23 protein-coding genes are annotated in these 22,177 nt (G+C 71.8%); 9 read left to right on the top strand and 14 right to left on the bottom strand.

Going from position 1 to position 22,177, the window contains the following annotated elements; genetic code table 11:
* The first annotated feature begins 215 nt into the window (after positions 1 to 215).
* From ACZ597_RS34070 to ACZ597_RS34050, 5 genes are read left to right on the top strand one after another with little or no spacing between them, the layout of a single operon-like run.
* Positions 216 to 776: a SigE family RNA polymerase sigma factor gene (locus ACZ597_RS34070; RefSeq protein WP_471338974.1), complete on the top strand. Its 561-nt coding sequence runs from the start codon at positions 216 to 218 to the stop codon at positions 774 to 776.
* Positions 764 to 1,468, top strand: coding sequence for a hypothetical protein (locus ACZ597_RS34065; RefSeq protein ID WP_471338972.1), 705 nt, complete (start codon positions 764 to 766; stop codon positions 1,466 to 1,468). Before ACZ597_RS34070 ends, ACZ597_RS34065 begins: the two co-directional genes overlap by 13 nt.
* Before the next feature lie 33 nt (positions 1,469 to 1,501).
* On the top strand, positions 1,502 to 2,215 hold the full coding sequence (gene cseB, locus ACZ597_RS34060) for a two-component system response regulator CseB (protein WP_405980126.1): 714 nt from the start codon (positions 1,502 to 1,504) through the stop codon (positions 2,213 to 2,215).
* 10 nt (positions 2,216 to 2,225) lie between these two features.
* Positions 2,226 to 3,539 carry a two-component system sensor histidine kinase CseC gene (cseC, locus tag ACZ597_RS34055; protein WP_471338969.1) on the top strand — a complete coding sequence of 438 codons (1,314 nt, stop codon included), beginning with the start codon at positions 2,226 to 2,228 and terminating at the stop codon, positions 3,537 to 3,539.
* A gap of 34 nt (positions 3,540 to 3,573) precedes the next feature.
* Entirely contained in the window at positions 3,574 to 4,680 is a 1,107-nt protein-coding gene (locus ACZ597_RS34050; protein WP_471338967.1) for a LamG domain-containing protein, read from the top strand.
* A 33-nt stretch (positions 4,681 to 4,713) separates the two neighbouring features.
* Here the strand turns inward: ACZ597_RS34050 and ACZ597_RS34045 are convergent, their stop codons facing one another.
* Both ACZ597_RS34045 and ACZ597_RS34040 read right to left on the bottom strand, forming a co-directional pair.
* A complete protein-coding gene (locus ACZ597_RS34045) occupies positions 4,714 to 5,331 on the bottom strand; it encodes a M23 family metallopeptidase (protein WP_471338965.1) in 618 nt (205 codons plus the stop codon).
* A gap of 1,256 nt (positions 5,332 to 6,587) precedes the next feature.
* On the bottom strand, positions 6,588 to 9,113 hold the full coding sequence (locus tag ACZ597_RS34040) for an ATP-dependent Clp protease ATP-binding subunit (protein ID WP_471338963.1): 2,526 nt from the start codon (positions 9,111 to 9,113) through the stop codon (positions 6,588 to 6,590).
* 451 nt (positions 9,114 to 9,564) lie between these two features.
* On the opposite strand from ACZ597_RS34040, the gene ACZ597_RS34035 reads away from it, so the two are divergent.
* The gene (locus ACZ597_RS34035; protein ID WP_471338961.1) at positions 9,565 to 10,161 is read left to right on the top strand and encodes an SCO3374 family protein; all 597 of its coding nucleotides are present in this window, start codon (positions 9,565 to 9,567) and stop codon (positions 10,159 to 10,161) included.
* Here ACZ597_RS34035 and ACZ597_RS34030 read toward each other — a convergent pair.
* The 12 genes from ACZ597_RS34030 to ACZ597_RS33975 all read right to left on the bottom strand — a co-directional run bounded on the left by ACZ597_RS34030 (position 10,140) and on the right by ACZ597_RS33975 (position 19,271).
* Complete coding sequence (locus ACZ597_RS34030; RefSeq protein WP_007264817.1) at positions 10,140 to 10,478, bottom strand: histone-like nucleoid-structuring protein Lsr2; 339 nt, start codon at positions 10,476 to 10,478, stop codon at positions 10,140 to 10,142. The two genes, ACZ597_RS34035 and ACZ597_RS34030, sit on opposite strands and share 22 nt — an antisense overlap.
* Before the next feature lie 165 nt (positions 10,479 to 10,643).
* Positions 10,644 to 11,177 (bottom strand): amino-acid N-acetyltransferase, encoded by a 534-nt coding sequence (locus ACZ597_RS34025; RefSeq protein ID WP_471338958.1) that lies wholly within the window; start codon positions 11,175 to 11,177, stop codon positions 10,644 to 10,646.
* Between the two features lie 9 nt (positions 11,178 to 11,186).
* The gene (locus ACZ597_RS34020; RefSeq protein WP_471338956.1) at positions 11,187 to 11,660 is read right to left on the bottom strand and encodes a BlaI/MecI/CopY family transcriptional regulator; all 474 of its coding nucleotides are present in this window, start codon (positions 11,658 to 11,660) and stop codon (positions 11,187 to 11,189) included.
* An 80-nt stretch (positions 11,661 to 11,740) separates the two neighbouring features.
* Positions 11,741 to 11,908, bottom strand: a complete 168-nt coding sequence (locus ACZ597_RS34015) for a hypothetical protein (RefSeq protein ID WP_471338955.1) — start codon at positions 11,906 to 11,908, stop codon at positions 11,741 to 11,743.
* A gap of 14 nt (positions 11,909 to 11,922) precedes the next feature.
* A complete protein-coding gene (locus ACZ597_RS34010) occupies positions 11,923 to 12,525 on the bottom strand; it encodes a hypothetical protein (RefSeq protein ID WP_471338953.1) in 603 nt (200 codons plus the stop codon).
* 89 nt (positions 12,526 to 12,614) lie between these two features.
* The gene (locus tag ACZ597_RS34005) at positions 12,615 to 12,806 is read right to left on the bottom strand and encodes a DUF397 domain-containing protein (protein ID WP_471338951.1); all 192 of its coding nucleotides are present in this window, start codon (positions 12,804 to 12,806) and stop codon (positions 12,615 to 12,617) included.
* Positions 12,807 to 12,942: 136 nt separating this feature from the next.
* Positions 12,943 to 13,695, bottom strand: a complete 753-nt coding sequence (locus ACZ597_RS34000) for a GntR family transcriptional regulator (RefSeq protein WP_471338949.1) — start codon at positions 13,693 to 13,695, stop codon at positions 12,943 to 12,945.
* Positions 13,696 to 13,840: 145 nt separating this feature from the next.
* A complete protein-coding gene (locus ACZ597_RS33995; RefSeq protein ID WP_471338947.1) occupies positions 13,841 to 14,650 on the bottom strand; it encodes a type III pantothenate kinase in 810 nt (269 codons plus the stop codon).
* 4 nt (positions 14,651 to 14,654) lie between these two features.
* Positions 14,655 to 15,623 (bottom strand): carboxylating nicotinate-nucleotide diphosphorylase, encoded by a 969-nt coding sequence (nadC, locus tag ACZ597_RS33990; RefSeq protein WP_471339023.1) that lies wholly within the window; start codon positions 15,621 to 15,623, stop codon positions 14,655 to 14,657.
* 2 nt (positions 15,624 to 15,625) lie between these two features.
* Positions 15,626 to 17,356, bottom strand: coding sequence for an L-aspartate oxidase (locus ACZ597_RS33985; protein WP_471338945.1), 1,731 nt, complete (start codon positions 17,354 to 17,356; stop codon positions 15,626 to 15,628).
* On the bottom strand, positions 17,353 to 18,360 hold the full coding sequence (gene panC, locus ACZ597_RS33980) for a pantoate--beta-alanine ligase (protein WP_471338943.1): 1,008 nt from the start codon (positions 18,358 to 18,360) through the stop codon (positions 17,353 to 17,355). The genes ACZ597_RS33985 and panC overlap by 4 nt, the downstream gene beginning before the upstream one ends.
* Complete coding sequence (locus ACZ597_RS33975; protein ID WP_471338941.1) at positions 18,357 to 19,271, bottom strand: Rossmann-like and DUF2520 domain-containing protein; 915 nt, start codon at positions 19,269 to 19,271, stop codon at positions 18,357 to 18,359. The genes panC and ACZ597_RS33975 overlap by 4 nt, the downstream gene beginning before the upstream one ends.
* A 168-nt stretch (positions 19,272 to 19,439) precedes the next feature.
* Between ACZ597_RS33975 and ACZ597_RS33970 the strand changes: the two genes are divergently transcribed.
* From ACZ597_RS33970 to ACZ597_RS33960, 3 genes are all read left to right on the top strand, one after another.
* The gene (locus tag ACZ597_RS33970; protein WP_471338939.1) at positions 19,440 to 20,561 is read left to right on the top strand and encodes a threonine aldolase family protein; all 1,122 of its coding nucleotides are present in this window, start codon (positions 19,440 to 19,442) and stop codon (positions 20,559 to 20,561) included.
* A 492-nt stretch (positions 20,562 to 21,053) separates the two neighbouring features.
* Positions 21,054 to 21,455 carry a hypothetical protein gene (locus ACZ597_RS33965; protein WP_471338937.1) on the top strand — a complete coding sequence of 134 codons (402 nt, stop codon included), beginning with the start codon at positions 21,054 to 21,056 and terminating at the stop codon, positions 21,453 to 21,455.
* Positions 21,456 to 21,656: 201 nt separating this feature from the next.
* Entirely contained in the window at positions 21,657 to 22,007 is a 351-nt protein-coding gene (locus ACZ597_RS33960; RefSeq protein WP_471338935.1) for a hypothetical protein, read from the top strand.
* Positions 22,008 to 22,177: the final 170 nt, after the last annotated feature.

Below are 22,177 nucleotides of genomic sequence, written 5' to 3'. Positions count from 1 at the left end.
GGGGGGACCCGGGCTCCGCGTCCCCCGGGATCCACTCGAAGTTGACTCGAAGATTCCGTTTGGGGCCGGGAAACCGCAGCTCACGGGCACTGTTACACAACCTACGGGTGTCCGTGCGCCCACCGAAGGCTGACCCGCACAGTGCCGTGACAACCCCTCCGTAACTTCGGATCCGTAAGGCAGCGGAGACGGGGACGGCAGTGGAGGCGGTCTGCATGGCGCACGGAGAGGTACTCGAGTTCGAGGAGTACGTACGCACGCGGCAGGACGCGCTCCTGCGCAGCGCACGGCGCCTGGTCCCGGACCCCACCGACGCCCAGGACCTCCTCCAGACCGCCCTCGTGCGCACCTACGGCCGCTGGGAGGGCATCGCCGACAAGTCCCTGGCCGACGCCTACCTGCGCCGCGTCATGATCAACACGCGGACCGAGTGGTGGCGGGCCCGCAAGCTCGACGAGGTCCCCACCGAGCAGCTCCCGGACGCCTCCGTCGAGGACGGCTCGGACCAGCGCGCCGACCGCGCCCTGCTCATGGACATCCTCAAGGTGCTCGCGCCCAAGCAGCGCAGTGTCGTGGTGCTGCGACACTGGGAGCAGATGAGCACCGAGGAGACGGCCGCGGCGCTCGGTATGTCGGCGGGAACCGTGAAGAGCACACTGCACCGCGCCCTGGCCAGGCTCCGTCAGGAGCTGGAGAGCCGGGACCTGGACATGCGTGCCCTGGAACGCGGTGACCACACCACGCGCTACGAGGGGCGGGAGCGGTGCGCGGCCTGAACGGCCAAAGTCTGAGCGGCAGAAGCTCGCTGGTACTACTGTCGGCGGGGACCACGGTCCTCGTCGGCACAGTGCTGTTCGCGGCCGGGTGCTCCGCCGGGGGCACCGGACTGCGCGACGGCGGACCCGCGCGCACCGATCCGGTGGCGCGCAGCAACCAGCCCACCGGCGGCCCCTCCAAGCCGCCGGCCCCGGGGCACTCCGCCGCCGCGTCCACCGGCAGCCCGGTCAAGCGCGTCGACCCGGTGGCCCTGCTGAAGGCCGACCCCAAGGTCAGCGCCGAGATCAAGCGGGACCTCAAGCCCTGCACGGGCAAGGAGTACCCGATCGACGTGAGCTACGGGAAGATCACCGGCAGCGATGTCGTCGACGTCGTCATCAACGTCCTGTCCTGCGCCGACGCGCTGGGGCGCGGTTCGTACGTGTACCGCTCGGACGGATCCAAGTACGAGAATGTGTTCGCGGACGAGCAGAAGCCCGTCTACGCGGAGATCGACCGGGGCGACCTGGTCGTCAGCAAGCCCGTGTACGGGCAGGACGCCGCACCCTCCGAACCGTCCGGCGAGGACGTGATCACGTACCGGTGGAACGGCGAGCGCTTCGCCGAGCAGGACCGGGTGCACTCGGAGTACAGCAACGTCTACAACCCCGGGATGCAGCCGGCCCCGGCCGTCTCGCAGAAGAACGACTGACCCACCGACGATGGAACCGGAGTGAGGCTGGGCATGGCCGAGACCCACGTGCTGTTCGTGGAGGACGACGACGTCATCCGCGAGGCCACGACCCTGGCGCTGGAACGCGACGGGTTCGTGGTCACCGCCATGCCCGACGGCCTGTCAGGCCTGGAGTCCTTCCGGGCGAACCGGCCCGACATCGCCCTCCTGGACGTGATGGTGCCCGGCATGGACGGCGTGAGCCTGTGCCGCCGCATCCGCGACGAGTCCACCGTGCCCGTCATCATGCTGTCGGCGCGCGCCGACAGCATCGACGTCGTCCTCGGCCTGGAAGCCGGCGCGGACGACTACGTCACCAAGCCCTTCGACGGCTCCGTCCTCGTCGCCCGCATCCGGGCCGTGCTGCGCCGCTTCGGCCACGCCGGCGGCCCGCAGAACGGCGCCAACGGCTCCTCCGACGCGGACGGCTCCGACGAGCGCGGGGTGCTGTCCTTCGGCGACCTGGAGGTCGACACCGAGGGCATGGAGGTCCGCAAGGCCGGCTCCCCCGTCGCCCTGACCCCCACCGAGATGCGGCTGCTGCTGGAGTTCTCCTCCGCGCCCGGCACCGTCCTGTCCCGCGACCGGCTCCTGGAGCGGGTGTGGGACTACGACTGGGGCGGCGACACCCGCGTCGTGGACGTCCACGTACAGCGGCTGCGCACCAAGATCGGACAGGACCGGATCGAGACGGTCCGCGGCTTCGGATACAAGCTCAAGGCATGAGTAGAACCGCATGAGGCGAATCACCCTCCGTACGGGGATCCGCTGGAAGATCACGCTCGCCATCGCCGCCGTCGGCGCCCTCACCGCGCTCGCCCTGAGCCTGGTGGTGCACAGCGCCGCCCGCGTGTCGATGCTGGAGAGCGCCCGCGACCAGGAACTGGAGCGGGTCCAGTACATCGCCCGCACCCCCGACGCCGGCCGCAAGCCGATCTGGGGCGCCAAGGTCAACGATCCCGACCTCCCAGCCGAGCTCCGCGACAAGGCCCGCTCCGGGCGGCGCGGCACCTACATCCACGAGTCCCCGAAGCGGGTTCCCGAGGTGTGGGCCGCCGTGCCCCTCGGCAACGGCCAGGTGCTGTCCATGCACCACCCGTTCCGCGAGAGCGCCAACATGGTGCGCGACCTCGACCGGGCCCTCGTCGTCGGCTCCCTGGCCGTGGTGATCGGCGGCTCGGCGATGGGCGTCCTCATCGGCGGCCAGATCTCGCGCCGGCTGCGCGAGGCCGCGGCCGCCGCACAGCGGGTCGCGCACGGGGACCCCGAGGTACGCGTACGGGACGCCGTGGGCGGCGTCGTACGGGACGAGACCGACGACCTGGCACGGGCCGTGGACGCCATGGCCGATGCCCTCCAGCAGCGGCTGGAGGCCGAGCGCCGGGTGACGGCGGACATCGCGCACGAGCTGCGGACCCCGGTGACGGGCCTGCTCACGGCGGCGGAACTGCTGCCCCCGGGCCGGCCGACCGAGCTGGTGCGCGACCGCGCGCAGGCGATGCGGGCGCTGGTCGAGGACGTACTGGAGGTGGCCCGGCTGGACGGCGCGTCCGAACGCGCCGAGCTCCAGGAGGTGGCGCTGGGCGAGTTCGTGTCCCGGAGGGTGGCCTCGCTGATGCCGGACGCCTCGGTACGGGTCGTCGCGGACGAGATCGTCAGCACGGACCCGCGCCGGCTGGAGCGGATCCTGGGGAACCTGCTGGCCAACGCCATGCGGTACGGCCGGGCCCCGATCCAGGTCGACGTGGAGGGCCGGGTCGTACGCGTCCGGGACCACGGACCGGGCTTCCCCGAGGCACTCCTGCGCGAGGGCCCGAGCCGCTTCCGGACCGGGTCCACGGACCGGGCGGGCGTCGGCCACGGGCTCGGCCTGACCATCGCGGAAGGACAGGCCCGGGTCCTGGGGGCCCGGCTGACCTTCCGCAACGTCGCGGCGCGCGGCGGCGCGGAGAACGAGGGCGCCGCCGCGGGCGCCGTGGCGGTGCTGTGGCTGCCGGAACACGCCCCGACGGCGACGGGAAGCTTCCCGATCATCCAGCTCCCGGGCTGACCGCCGCTCCCGGCGATGTTCTAGCATCCGTGCCATGACTGACGGTACGGATCGCCCGAACAGCCCCCAGCCCGACCCCGCCCCGGGGAGCGGCGGCTACGGATTCCCGCCGCAGACGCCGAATCCCTACCAGCCGGGACCCGCACAGGGCCAGCCGGCCGGCGGGGGCTTCGGCCCGCCGCCGGCCCAGCCCGACGAACCGTTTCCCCCCGCCGCCCCCCTCCCCTCCCCGTCCACACCGGACTGGCAGGCGATGGCCGACGCCAGCGAGGCCCAGCAGCGCAAGCGGAAGCGGCTGACCATCGGGATCGGGGCGCTCGCGGTCGTCCTGGTGGCGGGCGGCGCGGGCTTCTTCGTGCTCAACGGCTCCGACGACGACCCGAAGAACCCGCCGGCGGTCGCCTCCTCGGGCTCGCCCAGCGCCTCCGGCGGCCCCTCCTCCCAGTCCCCGGACGGCAAGACCCCCGAGGACGACTCCCCCACCGTGCCGGGCGAGCCGAACCTGCTGCGCGACCGCAGCGGGAAGATGGGCATAGCCCTGGGACCGGGCGCCTCACTGGGCGAGCTGGCCAAGCGGACCGAGGTCCGCTTCAAGGGCACCGCGGACTCCTACGCCCAGGGCGCCGAAGCGGCCGTGGACGTCACGAAGAGCTTCACCGTCTCCACCCGCGCCTACAACGTGGCCGAGTCCGGCTCGCGCATGGCGGTGAGCCAGGGCGACGGTGACTCGTACTCCTTCGAGCTGGGCTTCGAGGTCGTGAACGGCAAGAAGGCCTGGGTGTTCCGGGTGCAGACCGGCGACAAGGGCCAGGCGGCCACGGCGCAGCAGGTCGTCGTGGACAACGTGGACACCACGCGGCAGTGGGCGCTGCTGACGGGGACCTACGACGCGGAGAAGAAGACGATCGCCCTCTGGGTGGACGACAAGCAGGCCGGTCAGGCGCAGGTCTCCGGCATCTGGGCCGGACCCGGCCCCCTCCAGCTGGGCCGGGCCCGCCACCACGGGATCTGGAGCGCCGCGTGGGACGGGCCGCTGGACCACATCCGGATCTTCGACCAGGCGCTCGGCCAGGAGCAGATCACGGGCCTGAAGAACAACAAGATCGGGAAGGCCAAGCCCACCCACTCCTGGCTGATCTGACCGGGGTCGGACGGATCCGACGGATCAGATGGATCAGATGGTGACGCCGGCGTTGCGCAGGAAGACCACCGGGTTGACGGCCGAGCCGTAGTTCGGGGTGGTGCGGATCTCGAAGTGCAGGTGGGGGCCGCTGCTGTTGCCGGTGTTGCCGGACAGCGCGATCCGCTGGGCGGCGGAGACCTTCTGGCCGATCTTGACCTGGATCTTCGAGAGGTGCGCGTACTGGGAGTACGTGTTGTCCGCGTGCTTGATCACGATGGCGTTGCCGTACGCGGGGCCGTCGCCGCCACCGTTCGGACCGGCCTTCACGACGGTGCCGGCGCCGGCGGCCTTGACCGGGGTGCCGGTGGGGACGGCGAAGTCCTGGCCGGAGTGCTTGTGCGCCCACATGCTGCCGCCCTTGCCGAAGGTCGCGGACAGCGTGTAGCTGTCGACGGGCTTGGCCCACGGGACGGTCTTCGCAGCCGCGGCCTTGGCCTGAGCCTCGGCCTGGGCCTGGACGGCGGCGACCTCGGCGGAGGCGGACAGGGTGCTGGGGGCCTCGTCGGCGAAGGCGGCGGTCGTCCCGGCCCCGAGAGCCAGCAGCGCACCGAGACCGGTGGCGGCGAGGGCGATACGGGGGCGGCGGGTGATGACGCGCTTCGCGGACATGTGGAGACCTCCGGGGCCGGGGACAAGGGCGTTCGGGCAAGAAAGATCCCGGCGCTGCGGACCGAACCGCCACTGCCGGGCTTGCCCCACCTTGGTAACCCGTGCCCCCGGGCTTCCCCAAACGTCCCTTTTACTACCCCGTCTCGTAGCCGCGCGATGGATCTCCACGCTCTTGACGGTCCCCGTAGTGCACCTACGCAGGTACAAACCGGGACAGCAAAACCTACGAGAGCTCCTAGTAGGTCCGTTTTGCCCTGTGCGGCTTGTCACCGCCCCCGGGACGTTTGCCCCACCCCATCCGGGACCAACGCCTGCAACCGGGGGGTGGGCGGGGGCGTCGCGGGTGGGGGCCGGGGGACCCGGGGGAAGGCGGGATCCCCTTGGACGGCCTCACAGTCGGCTTGGGGGCTTCCCGTCAGTCCCGACGCCCTTCAGGAGGCGTTCGCAGGCTTGGCGGAACCTGAGGCTGTCTTCATCAACCGCAGACTCCGTCAGGAGCTCGTGGGACCCCACCACACCCGCCAGAAACGGACATAGGGGGCACCTGTGCCCCCCTGGGCCGCTCCGATCGCCCTCTGGTGCGGGTACCGGCCACAGGCGGTCGCCAGACGCCAAGACGGGCGAAGCGCGTAGCGATCCGATGCGCCCAACGGCTCCCCAGGCTGCCCTGATCGTCCTCTGGTGCGGGTATCAGCCCCAGGCGGTCGGCGGACGCCAAGCCGGGCGAAGCGCGTAGCGATCTGACGCGCCCGGGTGCTCCCTGGGCTGCTCTGGTGGGCATTTGGTGCGGGTAGCCGCGCCCCTGGCCCGGGATCTCGACTCTTGAGGGCCCGGATGCCCGGCAGGGCAAGCCCCGGCCCCTCGCCTCGTCGCTGACGCGGCCGCTCCTCCCCTCCTGCCCCGTGACCGTTCCTTTGGGGGCTTCCCGGCAGTCTTTCGGCTTTCCGGGGCGGGTCGGTCGGTCAAGGGTGGCCGAAGGCCATCGCGAAGCGACGCGACGAAGGAGCGCCCTTGAGGGACCGGCACGACACGGAAGGACGATGGGACTGACGGGAAACCCCCAAACCCTCCCTGACACCGCCCCGCCAGGACCCCGCCCACCGGCACCCCGCCCGGCATCCTGCCCCCGCCCCACCCCACCCCACCCCGCCCCGCCCCCGCCCCCACCCCCGCCGCGAGCCCGAAAAAGGGGCGGCCCCGGGACCTTGTGGGTCCCGGGGCCGCCCCTTGGTACAGCTGGCGCCGACGGCTTGCGCTTACGCGCCCTTCGACAGGTCCGGGCCGGAGCCCGTGGCCTCGATCGGGGGGAGGTCGGGCAGGGCCGACTTCTCCTCGCCGCGGAAGGTGAACTTGGCGTCCTCGCCCTCACCCTCCACGCCGACGACCACGATGTGACCGGGGCGCAGCTCGCCGAAGAGGATCTTCTCCGACAGCAGGTCCTCGATCTCGCGCTGGATGGTCCGGCGCAGCGGGCGCGCACCCATGATCGGGTCGTAGCCGCGCTTGGCCAGGAGCTGCTTCGCGTCACCGCTGAGCTCGATGCCCATGTCGCGGTCCTTGAGGCGCTCGTCCACCTTGGCGATCATCAGGTCGACGATCTGGATGATGTCTTCCTGGCTGAGCTGGTGGAAGACGACCGTGTCGTCGACACGGTTCAGGAACTCGGGCCGGAAGTGCTGCTTGAGCTCTTCGTTGACCTTCGCCTTCATCCGGTCGTAACCGGTCTTGACGTCGCCCTGGGCGGCGAAGCCCAGGTTGAAGCCCTTGGAGATGTCCCGCGTACCCAGGTTGGTCGTCATGATGATGACCGTGTTCTTGAAGTCCACGACCCGGCCCTGGGAGTCGGTCAGGCGACCGTCCTCCAGGATCTGGAGAAGGGAATTGAAGATATCCGGGTGCGCCTTCTCGACCTCGTCGAAGAGGACGACGGAGAACGGCTTCCGGCGGACCTTCTCGGTCAGCTGGCCGCCCTCTTCGTAGCCCACGTAGCCGGGGGGCGAACCGAAGAGGCGGGAAACCGTGTGCTTCTCGCTGAACTCCGACATGTCGAGGGAGATCAGCGCGTCCTCGTCGCCGAAGAGGAATTCGGCGAGCGTCTTGGAGAGCTCGGTCTTACCGACACCGGACGGACCGGCGAAGATGAACGAGCCACCGGGGCGCTTCGGGTCCTTCAGGCCGGCCCGCGTACGGCGGATCGCCTGCGAAAGGGCCTTGATGGCGTCCTTCTGACCGATGACGCGCTTGTGGAGCTCGTCCTCCATGCGCAGCAGACGCGAGGACTCCTCCTCGGTCAGCTTGAAGACGGGAATGCCGGTCGCGGTCGCGAGGACCTCGGCGATGAGCTCGCCGTCGACCTCGGCGACGACGTCCATGTCGCCGGCCTTCCATTCCTTCTCGCGCTTGGACTTCGCGGCGAGCAGCTGCTTCTCCGAATCACGGAGCGAAGCCGCCTTCTCGAAGTCCTGGGAGTCGATGGCCGACTCCTTGTCGCGGCGGACGGCCGCGATCTTCTCGTCGAACTCGCGGAGGTCCGGCGGCGCGGTCATCCGGCGGATGCGCATCCGGGAGCCGGCCTCGTCGATCAGGTCGATCGCCTTGTCCGGGAGGAAGCGGTCCGAGATGTACCGGTCGGCCAGGGTCGCGGCCTGGACGAGGGCCTCGTCCGTGATCGAGACGCGGTGGTGGGCCTCGTACCGGTCACGGAGACCCTTGAGGATCTCGATGGTGTGCGGCAGCGACGGCTCCGCGACCTGGATCGGCTGGAAGCGGCGCTCGAGGGCCGCGTCCTTCTCCAGGTGCTTGCGGTACTCGTCCAGCGTCGTGGCGCCGATGGTCTGGAGCTCACCACGGGCCAGCATGGGCTTGAGGATGCTCGCGGCGTCGATCGCGCCCTCGGCGGCACCCGCACCCACGAGGGTGTGGAGCTCGTCGATGAACAGGATGATGTCGCCGCGGGTGCGGATCTCCTTGAGGACCTTCTTCAGGCGCTCCTCGAAGTCACCGCGGTAGCGGGAACCGGCGACCAGGGCACCCAGGTCGAGCGTGTAGAGGTGCTTGTCCTTGAGGGTCTCGGGGACCTCGCCCTTGACGATCGCCTGCGCCAGGCCCTCGACGACGGCGGTCTTGCCGACGCCGGGCTCGCCGATGAGGACCGGGTTGTTCTTGGTCCGGCGGGACAGGACCTGCATGACCCTCTCGATCTCCTTCTCGCGCCCGATGACCGGGTCGAGCTTGGATTCGCGGGCAGCCTGGGTGAGGTTGCGGCCGAACTGGTCGAGGACCAGCGAGGTCGAGGGGGTGCCCTCGGCCGGGCCGCCTGCGGTGGCCGACTCCTTGCCGCCCCCGGTGTAGCCGGAGAGCAGCTGGATGACCTGCTGCCGGACCCTGTTCAGATCGGCGCCCAGCTTCACGAGGACCTGGGCGGCGACGCCCTCGCCCTCGCGGATCAGGCCGAGCAGGATGTGCTCGGTGCCGATGTAGTTGTGGCCGAGCTGGAGGGCCTCTCGGAGCGACAGCTCCAGGACCTTCTTCGCCCGCGGGGTGAAGGGGATGTGGCCGGACGGGGCCTGCTGGCCCTGACCGATGATCTCCTCAACCTGCTGGCGAACAGCCTCGAGCGAAATCCCGAGGCTCTCCAGGGCCTTAGCGGCGACACCCTCACCCTCGTGGATCAAGCCCAGGAGGATGTGCTCGGTGCCGATGTAGTTGTGGTTGAGCATCCGGGCTTCTTCCTGAGCCAGGACGACAACCCGCCGCGCGCGGTCGGTGAACCTCTCGAACATCGTTTATCGCTCCTCAGAGCGGTCGGGCAGTTCGGGGTCGGTCCCCGCCCTGTCCTTCCGCATGCTAGTCCCGCGGGACGGGACAGCTCATTCCAACTGCCGACATCCGTCCACGGCTCACCCCCACGTCGGTGAGGAAAACCGGCTGTAAGAGCCGACTACTGCTCCAACTCGATGGTGCGAGACGATGTTCCCGCAGGCCAGGCAGATACCCGTCACACGTGTACGCCGATGGCGAACGGAACACGCTCGAATCAGCGTGTCGCCCCGATCCACTAGGAATGTCTTACCCGTAAGGACTGACACTCCATGCCGGTACGCACGGTTCCCTCCGCTACGGGCGAACACGCTTGTGTCCCGAATGTGGGACTCCGGCCGACCGATGTTTACGCTCCGCATTGGTGCGGGCGCGTCGCGTAACCCGCCGGTCGCCGCCGGAGTTGCTCCGGTCATGTCCCTCAGCACCGTGAGCGTCCCCTCACCCCGCGTCCCGTCCGAGGACGACACCCGTACCTGGTACGAGCGGGTGCTCGGCTGGAGCTGCGCCGGGGGGCCGCCCCCGCAGTTGGTCACCGGGATCCGGTTCGACGTGCTGGAGCTCCCCTCGGACGCCGGGGCCGCGCTGTTGCGCCGGCCCGGCTTCGCCGCCACCGGTCCGGTGGCCGTGGCGGGGCGCCGGATGCGCTTCCTGATCGCCCCCGGCGGTGCCGAGGAGCTGGAGGGGCTGCTCGACTGGCTGGAGTGGGGCGGGGTGGCGCTGGACCTGACCGCCCTGGGAGCGGGGGGCAGGATCACCGCCCCCGTGCCGCCCGGACGGGCACCGGGAGAAAGCCCTCGGGGGGCCGCCGTGTGGCTGCGGCCCCCCGAGCTGGGATGCGAGGCATCGCTGCCCGCCCTGCCCGGTGCGGGGCAGGGCGCCGGGGCCGGGCCCGGGCTCTGTGCGGAGCCGACCGGGCCCGATCTCGTACGCCTGGTGGCCGCGGCGGCGACGGAATGCCACCGCGCCCGCCTGGGGCGGCGTACGCCTCAGCCCTTGGCGTTCTCGTAGGCCTCGCGGATCTCGGCGGGCACCCGGCCGCGGTCGTTGACGCTGAGGCCCTGGGCCTTGGCCCATGCGCGGATCTCGGCGGTGTCCGGGCTGCCCGGGGCAGCGGCGGCGCGGCCCTTGGCGCGGCCGGTGGAAGCACGCCCGCCGGTGCGGCGGCCCGCCTTCACGAAGTCCTCCAGCGCACCGCGGAGCTTTTCAGCGTTGGCGGTGGTGAGGTCGATCTCGTAGGTCTTGCCATCCAGAGCGAACGTCACGGTCTCGTCCGCCGTGCCACCGTCGAGGTCGTCGACAAGAAGGACCTGAACCTTCTGTGCCACCGGATTTCCTTTCATCGAAAATGCAGTACGCGGAAAGGAAACCGCTTTTGCCTGGAAAACACAAACCCCCGTCGAGAGGTTCAGGGCCTCAACAAGGCGGGAAACGTGCGCGATTCGGACATAGGCCTCAGGCGGACGGGGGCCCGTAATAGCCGCCGCGATCGATCAGAGGTGCAGCAGCATCCGACTGTTGCCCAAGGTGTTCGGCTTCACTCGTTCGAGACCGAGGAACTCGGCGACACCCTCGTCATAGGAACGCAGGAGCTCCATGTAGACATCGGTCTCCACCGGGGTCTCGCCGATCTCGACGAAGCCGTGCTTCGCGAAGAAGTCCACTTCGAAGGTCAGGCAGAATACCCGGCTCACCCCGACCCGGCGGGCGGTCTCCAACAACTTGGCGAGCACCAGGTGCCCGACACCGGCGCCCTTCAAGTCGCGGTCGACGGCGAGCGTGCGCACTTCGGCGAGGTCTTCCCACATGACGTGGAGGGCGCCGCAGCCGACCACCTGCCCGTCGGAGTCGCGTTCCGCGACCCAGAACTCCTGGATGTCCTCGTAAAGGACCACGGGGGCTTTGTCGAGGAGGATCCGCTGCTGCACGTACTGGTCGAGCAGGCGGCGCAGCGCCGGAACGTCACTCGTGCGCGCGCGGCGGATCGTCACTGTTTTGGCGTCGGCTGGGGTGGAAAGCTCTTCCATACCCGGACGCTATCGCCCCGGGTCGCCCCCGTGTGCGCCGGAGTCCTCTTGCGGCGCGGCCCCGGACGGGTCTTCGCCGGCCGGTCCGCTCTCGGGTCCGGGTCCGGGTCCGGGTTCGGGTTCGTCGTGCTGGACGATGCGTACGGCGTCGCGGAGGGCCTCGCGCTGTTCCGGGGACATCATGCCGAAGAAGGCGACGAGGGCGGCCGCCGGGTTGTCGCTGGTCGACCAGGCCTCGTTCATCAGCGCGGCCGAGTAGGCGGCCCGGGTGGAGACCGCCGTATACCGATAGGCGCGGCCTTCGGCTTCCCGGCGGACCCAGCCCTTCTGATGGAGATTGTCCATAACGGTCATGACCGTGGTGTACGCGATGGACCGTTCCTGCTGGAGGTCTTCCAGGACTTCCCGAACGGTGACCGGGCGGTTCCACTGCCACACCCGCGTCATCACTGCGTCTTCGAGTTCTCCCAAGGGGCGAGGCACAGCAGCACAATAGTGCCGATTACGGCGAATTGCCCGACTATTCGCCGCAACGCGCGGTGGAAAACCCGGCGGGGGTTACTTCACTTCTGCGACTGCTGGCCGGCCTCGGCGCGGGCGATCGCGGCGTCGACCACCGCGTCTTCCTTGGCCTTGTTGGCCCCGCCCTGGGTCTTCACGATCGTCACTACGAGTGCGATGAAGAACGCGGCCATGACGAAGGGGGGCACGAGCGCGGAGACGTAGTCCATGCCCCCCAGCGTAGCTATACCGCCGCGCACCCGGCCGCCGGGGGCGGGCTGGGCTTGCGGCGCGGCGGGAAGACCTCGCCCGGGGTGGGCACCGGCCGGGCCGGCGGCTCCTTCGCCGGGACGGGCTTCGGCGGCGGGGGCGGCTGCTCCTTGCCGCCGGCCAGGGCCAGCAGCCGGGTGCGCGGCGCCGGGGCGGCCGCGGGCGCGGTCCCGGTGGCGAGCCTACGGCGTACGGAGCGCTCGGCGACGGCCTGGGCCCGTTCCAGCACGGCGCCCGCGACCGGGTTGGCCCGCAGGGCGCGCAGGGCGGCCAGGTCGTCGGGCCGGGGCTCGTACCCGGCGGCCAGGGCGTCCTGGAGGAGCTCCAGGTAGCCGGACAGGCTCCCGGGGAGGGCGCCTCTGTAGCGGGCGAGGTCGTCGAGCAGGAAGGCTCTGAGCCGGCCCGCCTCCAGGACGGCGTCGTCCACCGACGCCGCGAGGTGCAGGCAGTCCTGGACCTCGGAAGCGGTCAGGGGAGCCGTGGAGGACTGGAGGGCGTGGGCGAGGGAACGCCTGAGCACGTGCAGCTCGGCGGCGCTGAACGCCATGCCGCCGCGGGATCCGTAGGGCGTGGGCATGGGGCGAAGATACGCGCTAATCGGACAAAATCCCCTGAGGGTGCGGGATTGCGGCGCGGCGGAAATCCACGCCGCCCCCTCCGGGCGGTTCAGCCGGTCTCTTTGACGGCCTTCACGAATTCCGCCCAGGCGGCGTGGGTGGTCGCCATCACCAGGTGCGCCGGGTCGGCCCGGTCGGCCACGCGCACCAGGGTGCCGGGCGCGGCCGCGACGTACACGCAGGCGTCGCCGGCGCCGCAGTAGGACGATTTGCGCCAGTCGGGTCGAGCGTTCGCGGTCATGGTGTCTCCTCCGCAGTGGACGAGGTCGCGGTGCTTCTCGAGCGTGACGCTATCTCCACGAGAGGCACACTCCGGCCAGTTCCGGTGAAAAACCCGGTCGTCGGAAAGTACGGCCGTTCACAATACGCGGCCATGGTCACTCCACCGGGAAGGCGTACGCGATCTCGTAGCGGGAGTCGGGGATGACCAGGTCGGCGGTCTCCACGGGGCGTCCGTCGGAGTCGAGGTACGTGCGCTCGACCTCGGTGATCATGGCGCCGAGGCTGATCCCCAGGAGGTTGGCCTGGTTCTGGTTGGCCCGGGCCGGGCGCGGCACCTCCACCACCGAGGTGACGGTGATGCCGATGGAGCGCATGCGCGCCACGACCCCTGCGCCGCGCAGCTCGCCGACTTCCGGGAGCACGATCGGGGTCCCGGAGGTGATGGCCAGGGGCTCCCAGGACTCGGAGAGTTCGGCGGGGCTGCCGTCGGCCATGAACTCGTAGCGGGTCATCACGCAGGGGGCGCCGGGCTCGACGGCCAGCCGGGCGGCGATCCGTTCGGGGGCCGGCACCTGCGGGAGGGTCTTGGAGTCCCAGGACGCGGCGATGCCGAGCGCGGCGGCCTCGGAGCGGAAGGTGTTGCCGGAGCCCGGGAGGCGGCGGCGGGTGCGGAGCATCCGCATGCGCCGGCGCGGGGTGCGCACGTAGGTGCCGGAGCCGGCGCGGCCTTCGAGGAAGCCCTCGATGATCAGCTGCTCCATGGCCCGCTGGGTGACGCCCTGCCCGACGGAGTACTCCTCCGCGAACCGGGCGCGCGAGGGGAGTCTGTCGCCGATCGCCCATTCACCCGCCTCGATGCGGGCCCGGAGCGATGCGACCACCTGCAAGTACGGTGATTTACGGGGCATTTGGGCCATCCTGTGCCGTCTCGGCTGTGCCGTGCGCGTCCGACGCCGACAAGCTAACGGATCAGGTTCAAGCTGAGGACTCCGCATGACGGTCCGCTACCGCCGGTGGGGCCCCGCTGCGCGCGGGACCCCACCGGCGGTCCGGTCACTCGAAGTTGGGCGCGTTGCGCTCGTACACGAGCCGCAGACCGATCAGCGTCAGCCACGGCTCGTGCTCGTCGATCACCGTGGTCTCCCCGAGGATGATCGGGGCCAGCCCGCCCGTGGCGATGACGCGGACGTCGTCCGGGTCGCCCTCCGGACCCACCAGGTCCCGGGCCATGCGGTGCACGATCCCGTCGACCTGGCCCGCGAACCCGTAGACCACGCCCGACTGCATCGCCTCGACCGTGGACTTGCCGATCACGTTGCGCGGCCGGGCCAGCTCGATCTTGCGCAGCAGGGCGCCGCGCATCCCGAGCGCCTCCATCGAGATCTCGATGCCCGGGGAGATCACCCCGCCCACGTACTCGCCCCGCGTGGAGACCGCGTCGAAGGTGGTCGCCGTACCGAGGTCGACGACGATCGCCGGGCCCCCGTACAGCTCGACGGCGGCGGCCGCGTTGACGATGCGGTCCGCGCCGACCTCCTTCGGGTTGTCCATCAGGATCGGCACGCCCGTCTTCACGCCCGGCTCCACCACGATCGCCGGCACGTCGCCGTAGTAGCGGCGGGTGACCTCGCGCAGCTCGTGCAGCACCGACGGCACCGTCGAGCAGATCGCGATGCCGTGGATCCCGTCACCCAGCTCGCTGCCGAGCATCGGGTGCATCCCCATCAGGCCCTGCATCAGGACGGCCAGCTCGTCCGCCGTGCGGCGCGGGTCGGTCGAGACCCGCCAGTGCTCGACGATCTCCTCGCCGTCGAACAGGCCCAGGACCATGTGGGTGTTGCCCACGTCGATGGTGAGCAGCATCGGCTTACACCGCCTCGCGCAGGTCGAGGCCGATGTCCAGGATCGGCGACGAGTGCGTCAGCGCGCCGACCGCCAGGTAGTCCACGCCGGTCTCCGCGTAGGCGCGGGCCGTCTCCAGGGACAGCCGGCCCGAGGACTCCAGGACCGCGCGGCCCGCGACGATGGTCACGGCCTCCTCCGTCTCCGGGACGGTGAAGTTGTCCAGCAGGATCAGGTCGGCGCCCGCGTCCACGACCTCGCGGACCTGGTGCATCGTGTCGACCTCGACCTCCACCGGCACGTCCGGGAAGGCCTCGCGGACGGCCTTGAAGGCCTGCGCGACGCCGCCCGCGGCGACCACGTGGTTGTCCTTGACCAGCGCCGCGTCCGACAGGGACATGCGGTGGTTGACGCCGCCGCCGCAGCGGACCGCGTACTTCTCCAGCGAACGCAGGCCCGGGGTGGTCTTGCGGGTGTCGCGGACCCGGGCCTGGGTGCCCTCCAGGACGTCCGCCCAGCGGCGGGTGGCCGTCGCGATGCCGGACAGGCGGCACAGGATGTTCAGGGCGCTGCGCTCGGCGGTCAGCAGGTCGCGGGTGCGGGAGCGCACCGACAGCAGCAGCTGGCCGGCCTCGACCTTGTCGCCGTCCTCGGCGTGCCGCTCGACCTCGAAGGCCTCCGTGCAGACCACGGAGAAGACGGCCTCGGCGATCCGCAGGCCCGCCACGACGCCGGCCTCGCGGGCCACGAAGTCGGCGATGGCCTCGGCCTCTTCGGAGACGGTCGCGACGGTGGTGACGTCGACCCCGCCGTCCAGGTCCTCGGACAGCGCCATGTGCGCGATGTCCTCGACCTCGATCGGGTCCAGGCCCGCGTCGACCAGCAGCTGGGCGAGCGCCGGGTCGAGGCCGCTCTCCTCGCCGTCGCCGCAGCCGCAGTCGTCGCCGCAGCCGCCTTCGTTCTGCTCGATCAGGGGGAGTTCGGGGGTGCTCACGGTCACTTCTCCAGGCTGAGGGGGTGGTGTACGGACGGGAAGTCCGCGGAGTCGGTGGGGGTGACGACCAGCGCCCGCCGCTCGGTGCGCGAGAGCCGCACCACGAGGTGGCGGCGCCAGTCGGCGTCGTCCCGGTCGGGGTGGTCCTCGCGCCAGTGGCAGCCGCGGGTCTCGGCGCGCCGCTGGGCGGCGGCCACCAGGACGCGGGCCACGCACAGCAGGTTGGTCGCCTCCCAGGTCTCGACGCCCGGCACGGCGGTCTTGCCCCGGCTCTCCAGCTCGCCCAGGGCGGTCGTGTACAGGGTCTCCAGCGCCTCGGCGGCCGCCGCGAGGGATCCGGCGGAGCGGAGCACGCCCGCGCCGTCCGTCATGATGCGCTGGACCTCGTACCGGGCCTCGGCCGGCTGGAGCGGGCCGGTAGCGGGCACCGGTATGCCCGGGCCGCTGCCGACGGGCGGGTTGGCGGCGATGTCGTCGGCGATCCGCTCGGCGAAGACCAGGCCTTCCAGCAGTGAGTTGGAGGCCAGCCGGTTCGCGCCGTGCACGCCCGTGCAGGCCACCTCGCCGCACGCGTACAGGCCGGGCACGGTCGTACGGCCGTGCAGGTCGGTGCGTACGCCGCCGGAGGCGTAGTGCGCGGCCGGGGCGACCGGGATCGGCTCGTTCACCGGGTCGATGCCGTGGGCCCGGCAGGCCGCCAGGATCGTGGGGAACCGGTTCTCCCACATCTCGGCGCCGAAGTGCCGCGCGTCCAGGTACATGTGCTGCGCGCCCTGCTCCTGCATGCGGCGCATGATGCCCTTGGCGACGATGTCGCGGGGCGCCAGCTCGGCGAGCTCGTGCTGCCCCACCATGAAGCGGGCCCCGTCCGCGTCGACCAGGAACGCGCCCTCGCCGCGGACCGCCTCCGACACCAGCGGCTGCTGGCCCTCGGCGTCCGGGCCGAGGAACAGGACGGTCGGGTGGAACTGGACGAACTCCAGGTCCGAGACCTCGGCGCCGGCGCGCAGCGCGAGCGCCACCCCGTCGCCCGTGGAGACGGCCGGGTTGGTCGTCGCGGAGAACACCTGGCCCATGCCGCCGGTCGCCAGGATCACGGCGGGCGCGTGGACGGCGCCGACGCCGTCGTGCTGCCCCTCGCCCATCACGTGCAGGGTGACACCGGCCGTACGGCCCTCCGCGTCCTGGAGCAGGTCCAGGACCAGCGCGTTCTCCACCGTGCGGATGCCCGCCGCGTGCACGGCCTCGACCAGGGCGCGGGAGATCTCCGCGCCGGTCGCGTCGCCGCCCGCGTGCGCGATGCGGCGGCGGTGGTGGCCGCCCTCGCGGGTCAGCTCTATCTCGCCGGTCTCCGCGGAGGTGTCGAAGACGGCGCCCGCGGCGATGAGCCGGCGCACCGCGTCGGGACCCTCGGTGACCAGCAGCCGCACGGCCGCCTCGTCGCACAGGCCCGCGCCCGCGACCAGGGTGTCGTCCAGGTGCTGCTCGGGGGTGTCGCCCTCGCCGAGGGCGGCCGCGATGCCGCCCTGCGCCCAGCGGGTGGAGCCGTCGTCGAGCCGCGCCTTGGTGACCACGACCGTACGGCGGCCCGCGGCGGCGCAGCGCAGCGCCGCCGTCAGGCCCGCGACGCCGGAACCGACGACCACGACGTCCGCGTCGAGGGCCCAGCCGGGGGCGGGGGCGTGCAGCCGTATGCCGGTACCGGCGGTGCCTGGGTTGCCTGTGGTGCTCACGCGTGTGCTCCGAACTCCAATGGGATGTTGTCGATCAGCCGGGTCGTGCCGACCTTCGCCGCGACGGCCAGCACGGCGCGTCCGGTGAAGTCGGGGCCGACGTCGGTGAAGTCCTGCGGGTCCACCAGGGCCAGGTAGTCCAGGAGCAGCGGCGGCTCGTGCCGGCCCGCCTCCTCCAGCACGTGCCGCGCGGCGGCCCGTACGGCGTCCGGCAGGCCGGTGCCGCCACCGCCCGCCGCCGAGACGGCGTGCGCGTCGGCGGAGGCGCGGATCTCGCCGAGCCTGGCCAGGGCGGTGGCCCGCTCGTCGCTCGCCGGGGCCGCCTCCGCGCGGGCGCACAGCGCGGCCTGCGCGGCGAGCCGGTCGCGGCCGGCGAACAGGGCGCGGGACAGGGCCAGGGCGGTGCGGCGCTCGACCGGGCCGAGGTAGCGGTTGCGGGAGGACAGGGCGAGCCCGTCGTCCTCGCGGACCGTGGGTACGCCGACCACCTCGACGGGGAAGTTCAGGTCGGTCACCATGCGCCGGATCAGCGCCAGTTGCTGGGCGTCCTTCTGCCCGAAGAGGGCCAGGTCGGGACGGGTGAGGTGGAGCAGCTTGGCGACGACGGTGAGCATGCCGTCGAAGTGGCCGGGGCGGGTGGCGCCTTCGAGCCGCTCGCCCATCGGCCCGGCGGTGATCCGCACCTGCGGGTCGCCGCCCGGGTAGACCTCGTCCACGGCGGGCGCGAACACCGCGTCGGCGCCCGCCCCTTCGCAGACCAGCAGGTCGGCGTCGAGGGTGCGCGGATAGCGGTCGAGGTCCTCGTTCACCCCGAACTGGAGGGGGTTGACGAACACGGTGACCACCACCTGGCCCTCCGGTCCCACCTCCTCGCGCGCCGTGCGGACCAGCGTGGCGTGGCCCTCGTGCAGGGCGCCCATCGTCATCACGACGGCCCGGCGGCCGGTGCGCGGGAGCTTGTGGAGCTCTTCGGCGGTGTTCAGCAGCTGGAGCGGGCCGGTCATCGCTCGGCATCCTTCGGGTCGGCGTCGTCGGCGAGCACGCCGAGGAGGTCCTCGGCCAGTTCGGGCTTGAGCAGGCCGTGCGCGAGGGCGCGGTCCGCGGTCGTACGGGCCATCGCCAGGTACCCGGCGACGGTGGCCGGGGCGTGCTTGCGCAGCTCCGACACGTGCGCGGCGACGGTGCCGGCGTCACCGCGGGCGACGGGCCCGGTCAGCGCGGCGTCGCCGGAGCGCAGGGCGTTGTCCAGGGCGGCGCCGAGCAGCGGGCCGAGCATCCGGTCGGGGTGCTCGACGCCCGCGGTGCGCAGCAGCTCCATGGCCTGGGCGACCAGGGTGACCAGGTGGTTCGCGCCCAGGGCGAGGGCGGCGTGGTAGAGCGGACGGCTCTCCTCCGCGATCCACTCGGGCTCCCCGCCCATCTCGATGACCAGCGCCTCCGCCGCCAGCCGCAGCTCCTCCGGCGCGGTCACGCCGAAGGAGCACCCGGCCAGGCGCTGCACGTCCACCTCGGTACCGGTGAAGGTCATCGCCGGGTGCAGCGCCAGCGGGAGCGCGCCCGCGCGCCGCGCGGGGTCCAGCACGGCGGTCCCGTACCGCCCCGAGGTGTGCACGAGGAGCTGCCCGGGACGCACGGCGCCGGTCTCGGCGAGGCCCTCGACCAGGCCCGGCAGGGCGTCGTCGGGGACGGTGAGCAGCACCAGCTCCGCCCGCTCCAGCACCTGCGCCGCGGACACCAGCGGCACGTCCGGCAGCATCCGCTCGGCCCGGCGCCGGGAGGCGTCGGAGACCCCGGACACGGCGACGGGGTGGTGGCCGGCCTGCTGGAGCGCACGGGCCAGCGCGGGGCCGACACGGCCCGCGCCGACGACTCCGATGGTGAGCCGGGCGGGACGCGGTTCCTGGGATGAGTTCACGCGGTGAGGCCCTTCCGTTCCAGTCCGCGGGGGGTACCGGACGATACGTCGCCATGCTAGGCCCTTTCGGCGGCCCGGTGCCGGTCAGGCCCGCCGGGAGCGGGAGGGGGCCGCCGGAGGCCGATTCCCCCGGGGCGGCGCCGCGGGGCCGTCGGCGATGATCTCGGCATGAGCGATGACGCGGAGCAGACGAAGCGGCTCGTGGCGGCCTGGAAGGGAGCCCCCCGGGCCCTCACGCACGGCGGGCGGGAGGAGACGGTCCGGGAGCTGCTCGCCGGGCTCACCGACGCCCCGTACGACATGGACGCCCCGGCGGACATCTACGGCGACGGGGTCGTCGCCGACCTGGAGCGGCGGGTGGCGGAGCTGCTCGGCACCGAGGACGCGGCGTTCTTCCCCTCGGGGACGATGGCCCAGCAGATCGCGCTGCGCTGCTGGGCGGGGCGCACCGGCAACCCCGTCGTGGCCCTGCACCCGATGAGCCACCCGGAGCGGTGGGAGGGCGGAGCCCTGACGGCGCTCGCCGGGCTGCGGACCACCCACCCGGTCACGGAGCCGCGCCAGCCGACCCCGCAGGAGGTCCGGGAGCACCCCGAGCCCTTCGGCACGCTGATGCTGGAGCTGCCGCTGCGTGACGCCGGGTTCCTGCTGCCTCCGTGGGAGGAGCTGGAGGGGCTGGTGGACGCCGCCCGGGAGCGGGACGCGGTCGTCCACTTCGACGGGGCCCGGCTGTGGGAGTCCACCGTCCACTTCGGCAGGCCGCTGCCGGAGATCGCGCAGCTCGCGGACTCGGTGTACGTCTCCTTCTACAAGTCGCTGCGCGGGCTGAGCGGGGCCTGCCTGGCCGGACCCCGGGACTTCGTGGAGGAGACCCGGGTGTGGCGCCACCGGTACGGGGGCCAGGTCTTCCGCCAGTTCCCCCAGGCCCTGGCGGCCCTGGCCGGGCTGGAACGGGAGCTGCCGCTGCTGCCGGCGTACGTGGAACAGGCCCGGGTCGTCGCCGCGGCACTGCGGGACGCCTTCGCGGAGGCGGGCCTCCCGTGGTCCCGGATCCACCCGGAGGTGCCGCACACGCACCAGTTCCAGGTGTGGCTCCCGTACGAGCCGGACCGCCTCACGGAGGCGGGCGCCCGCCTGGCGGAGGAAACCGGCACGGTCCTGTTCCGGCGGTGGACGGCGGACGGCCCGCCGGGCCTGTCGGTGACGGAGCTGGAGATCACCCGGCCGGGCCTGACGTGGACGCCGGAGGACGTCCGAGAGGCGGCGGCGGGGTTCCTGGCGCGGGTTTAGGTGGGCGGGGGGCGGGGTGTCTCCCGCTTGGGGCGGGGGGCGGGGGGCGGGGGGCGGCCGCGTCAGCGATGAGACGACGGGGCCGGGCGTCGGCCCGCCGGGCATCCGGGCCCTCAACAGTCGTCATTCCGGACCAGGGCGCGACTACCCGCACGAGAGGATCATCAGAGCGACCCACGGGCCCCCCAGCCGCACCAGATCGCTACGCGCTCCTGTCGTCTCAGCGTCCGACGACCGTCCGATGCTGATACCCGCACCAGAGGACGAACAGGCCAGCCCAGGGAGCGGACGGGCGCGTCAGATCGCTACACGCTCCTCCCGGCTTGGCGTCAGACGGCGGTCGATGGTGCCATCCAGCCGGACTTGAACGTGTTCAAAGTCTGTGTCAGGCTGCGGACACGTCTTGATCTCCCTGGTCGCGCACGCGACCTGCAGAAACGCTGGGGGTGGAGTGTGTTGCGCTCCTGCCGGACCGTGCTTGTCGTCCTTGCCATGGCTCTCGCGCTCACGGCCTGCGGCAGGATCTGGAACCGGCCGCCGCCCGAGGGTGAATCCGTCGCGTTGCAGCCGGCCCAGCTCGCGACCACGTGGACCGACGCCTACGGCGGCACCCTGACGCTGAAGTCGGACGGAACGTTCATCGCCAACCAGGTGTGCGGCGACTGGATGGGCGCCTCGGACTGGAACTGGGACGGACCCCGGTCGGGATCGGGCACCTGGACCAGCAGGACAGGGACCGCCGTCTCGCGGAGGTTCGACGACAAGGGCCCCCAGGGGGATGACGTCGGAGACAGCCTTTCCGCTTGGCGGCACGGACAGACGTTGATGCTCTGGACCCGAGTGGGCGACGAAGACAACGACGATCCCCACTGCATCCTGACCAGACGTCTTTAGTCGCCTGGTGGCACTCCCTCCTGTAACCGGGGTGCGCGAGAACAGGTGGGACTGGCACGATGGCTGCCGTGATCATTCTTCGAAAGGCCGATGCCGCGTAGACGGCCCGGCGCACTGCGCGCCGATGGACCGCCTCCCCGCCTCTGGGGACCGGCACCCCCACCCCGTATCCACGGGCTCTCCGCCAGGACGAGCCTGGCCGTGCACCGTGTCGAGCACCTGAGCGACAACTCCTACCTCTACCCGGGTGGCACCGTCCGGGCGTTGCGGCGCTACCGCGAGTTCCTCGGCCCCCCGGGCAGACGTCCCCTGTACCCGCAGGAGGCGGAGTGCTCCTGCTTCGGGTGCTCCTTCGACGACGTCAGGCACGCCCGCGACGTCCTGGAAGAAGTCTTGGCGGAGCTGCCGCCACGAGCCCGTGCCGAACTCCTCCGGCTCCTGCGTCCCCTGGACGCGACGTTCTTGCGCCGCACCCTGCCCGATCCGTTCACCCCCTGGCGTACGTGGCGCGTCGACCTGTGGTGGTACGGCCGGCTGGCCGACAGGTGGTAGCCAAGACTGCCGTCAGTCGCCGAGATCAGAGGAGCGCGTAGCGATCGGTCGCGCCCGACGGCTCCCTCGGCTGCTCTGTTCGTCCTCTGGTGCGGGTATCGGCATCGGACGGTCGTCGGACGCCGAGACGACAGGAGCGCGTAGCGATCTGGTGCGGCTGGGGGCTCCGG

It is taken from the genome of Streptomyces sp. NPDC040718 (genome assembly GCF_055593565.1).
This window is presented reverse-complemented; position numbering and strand designations above follow the sequence as displayed.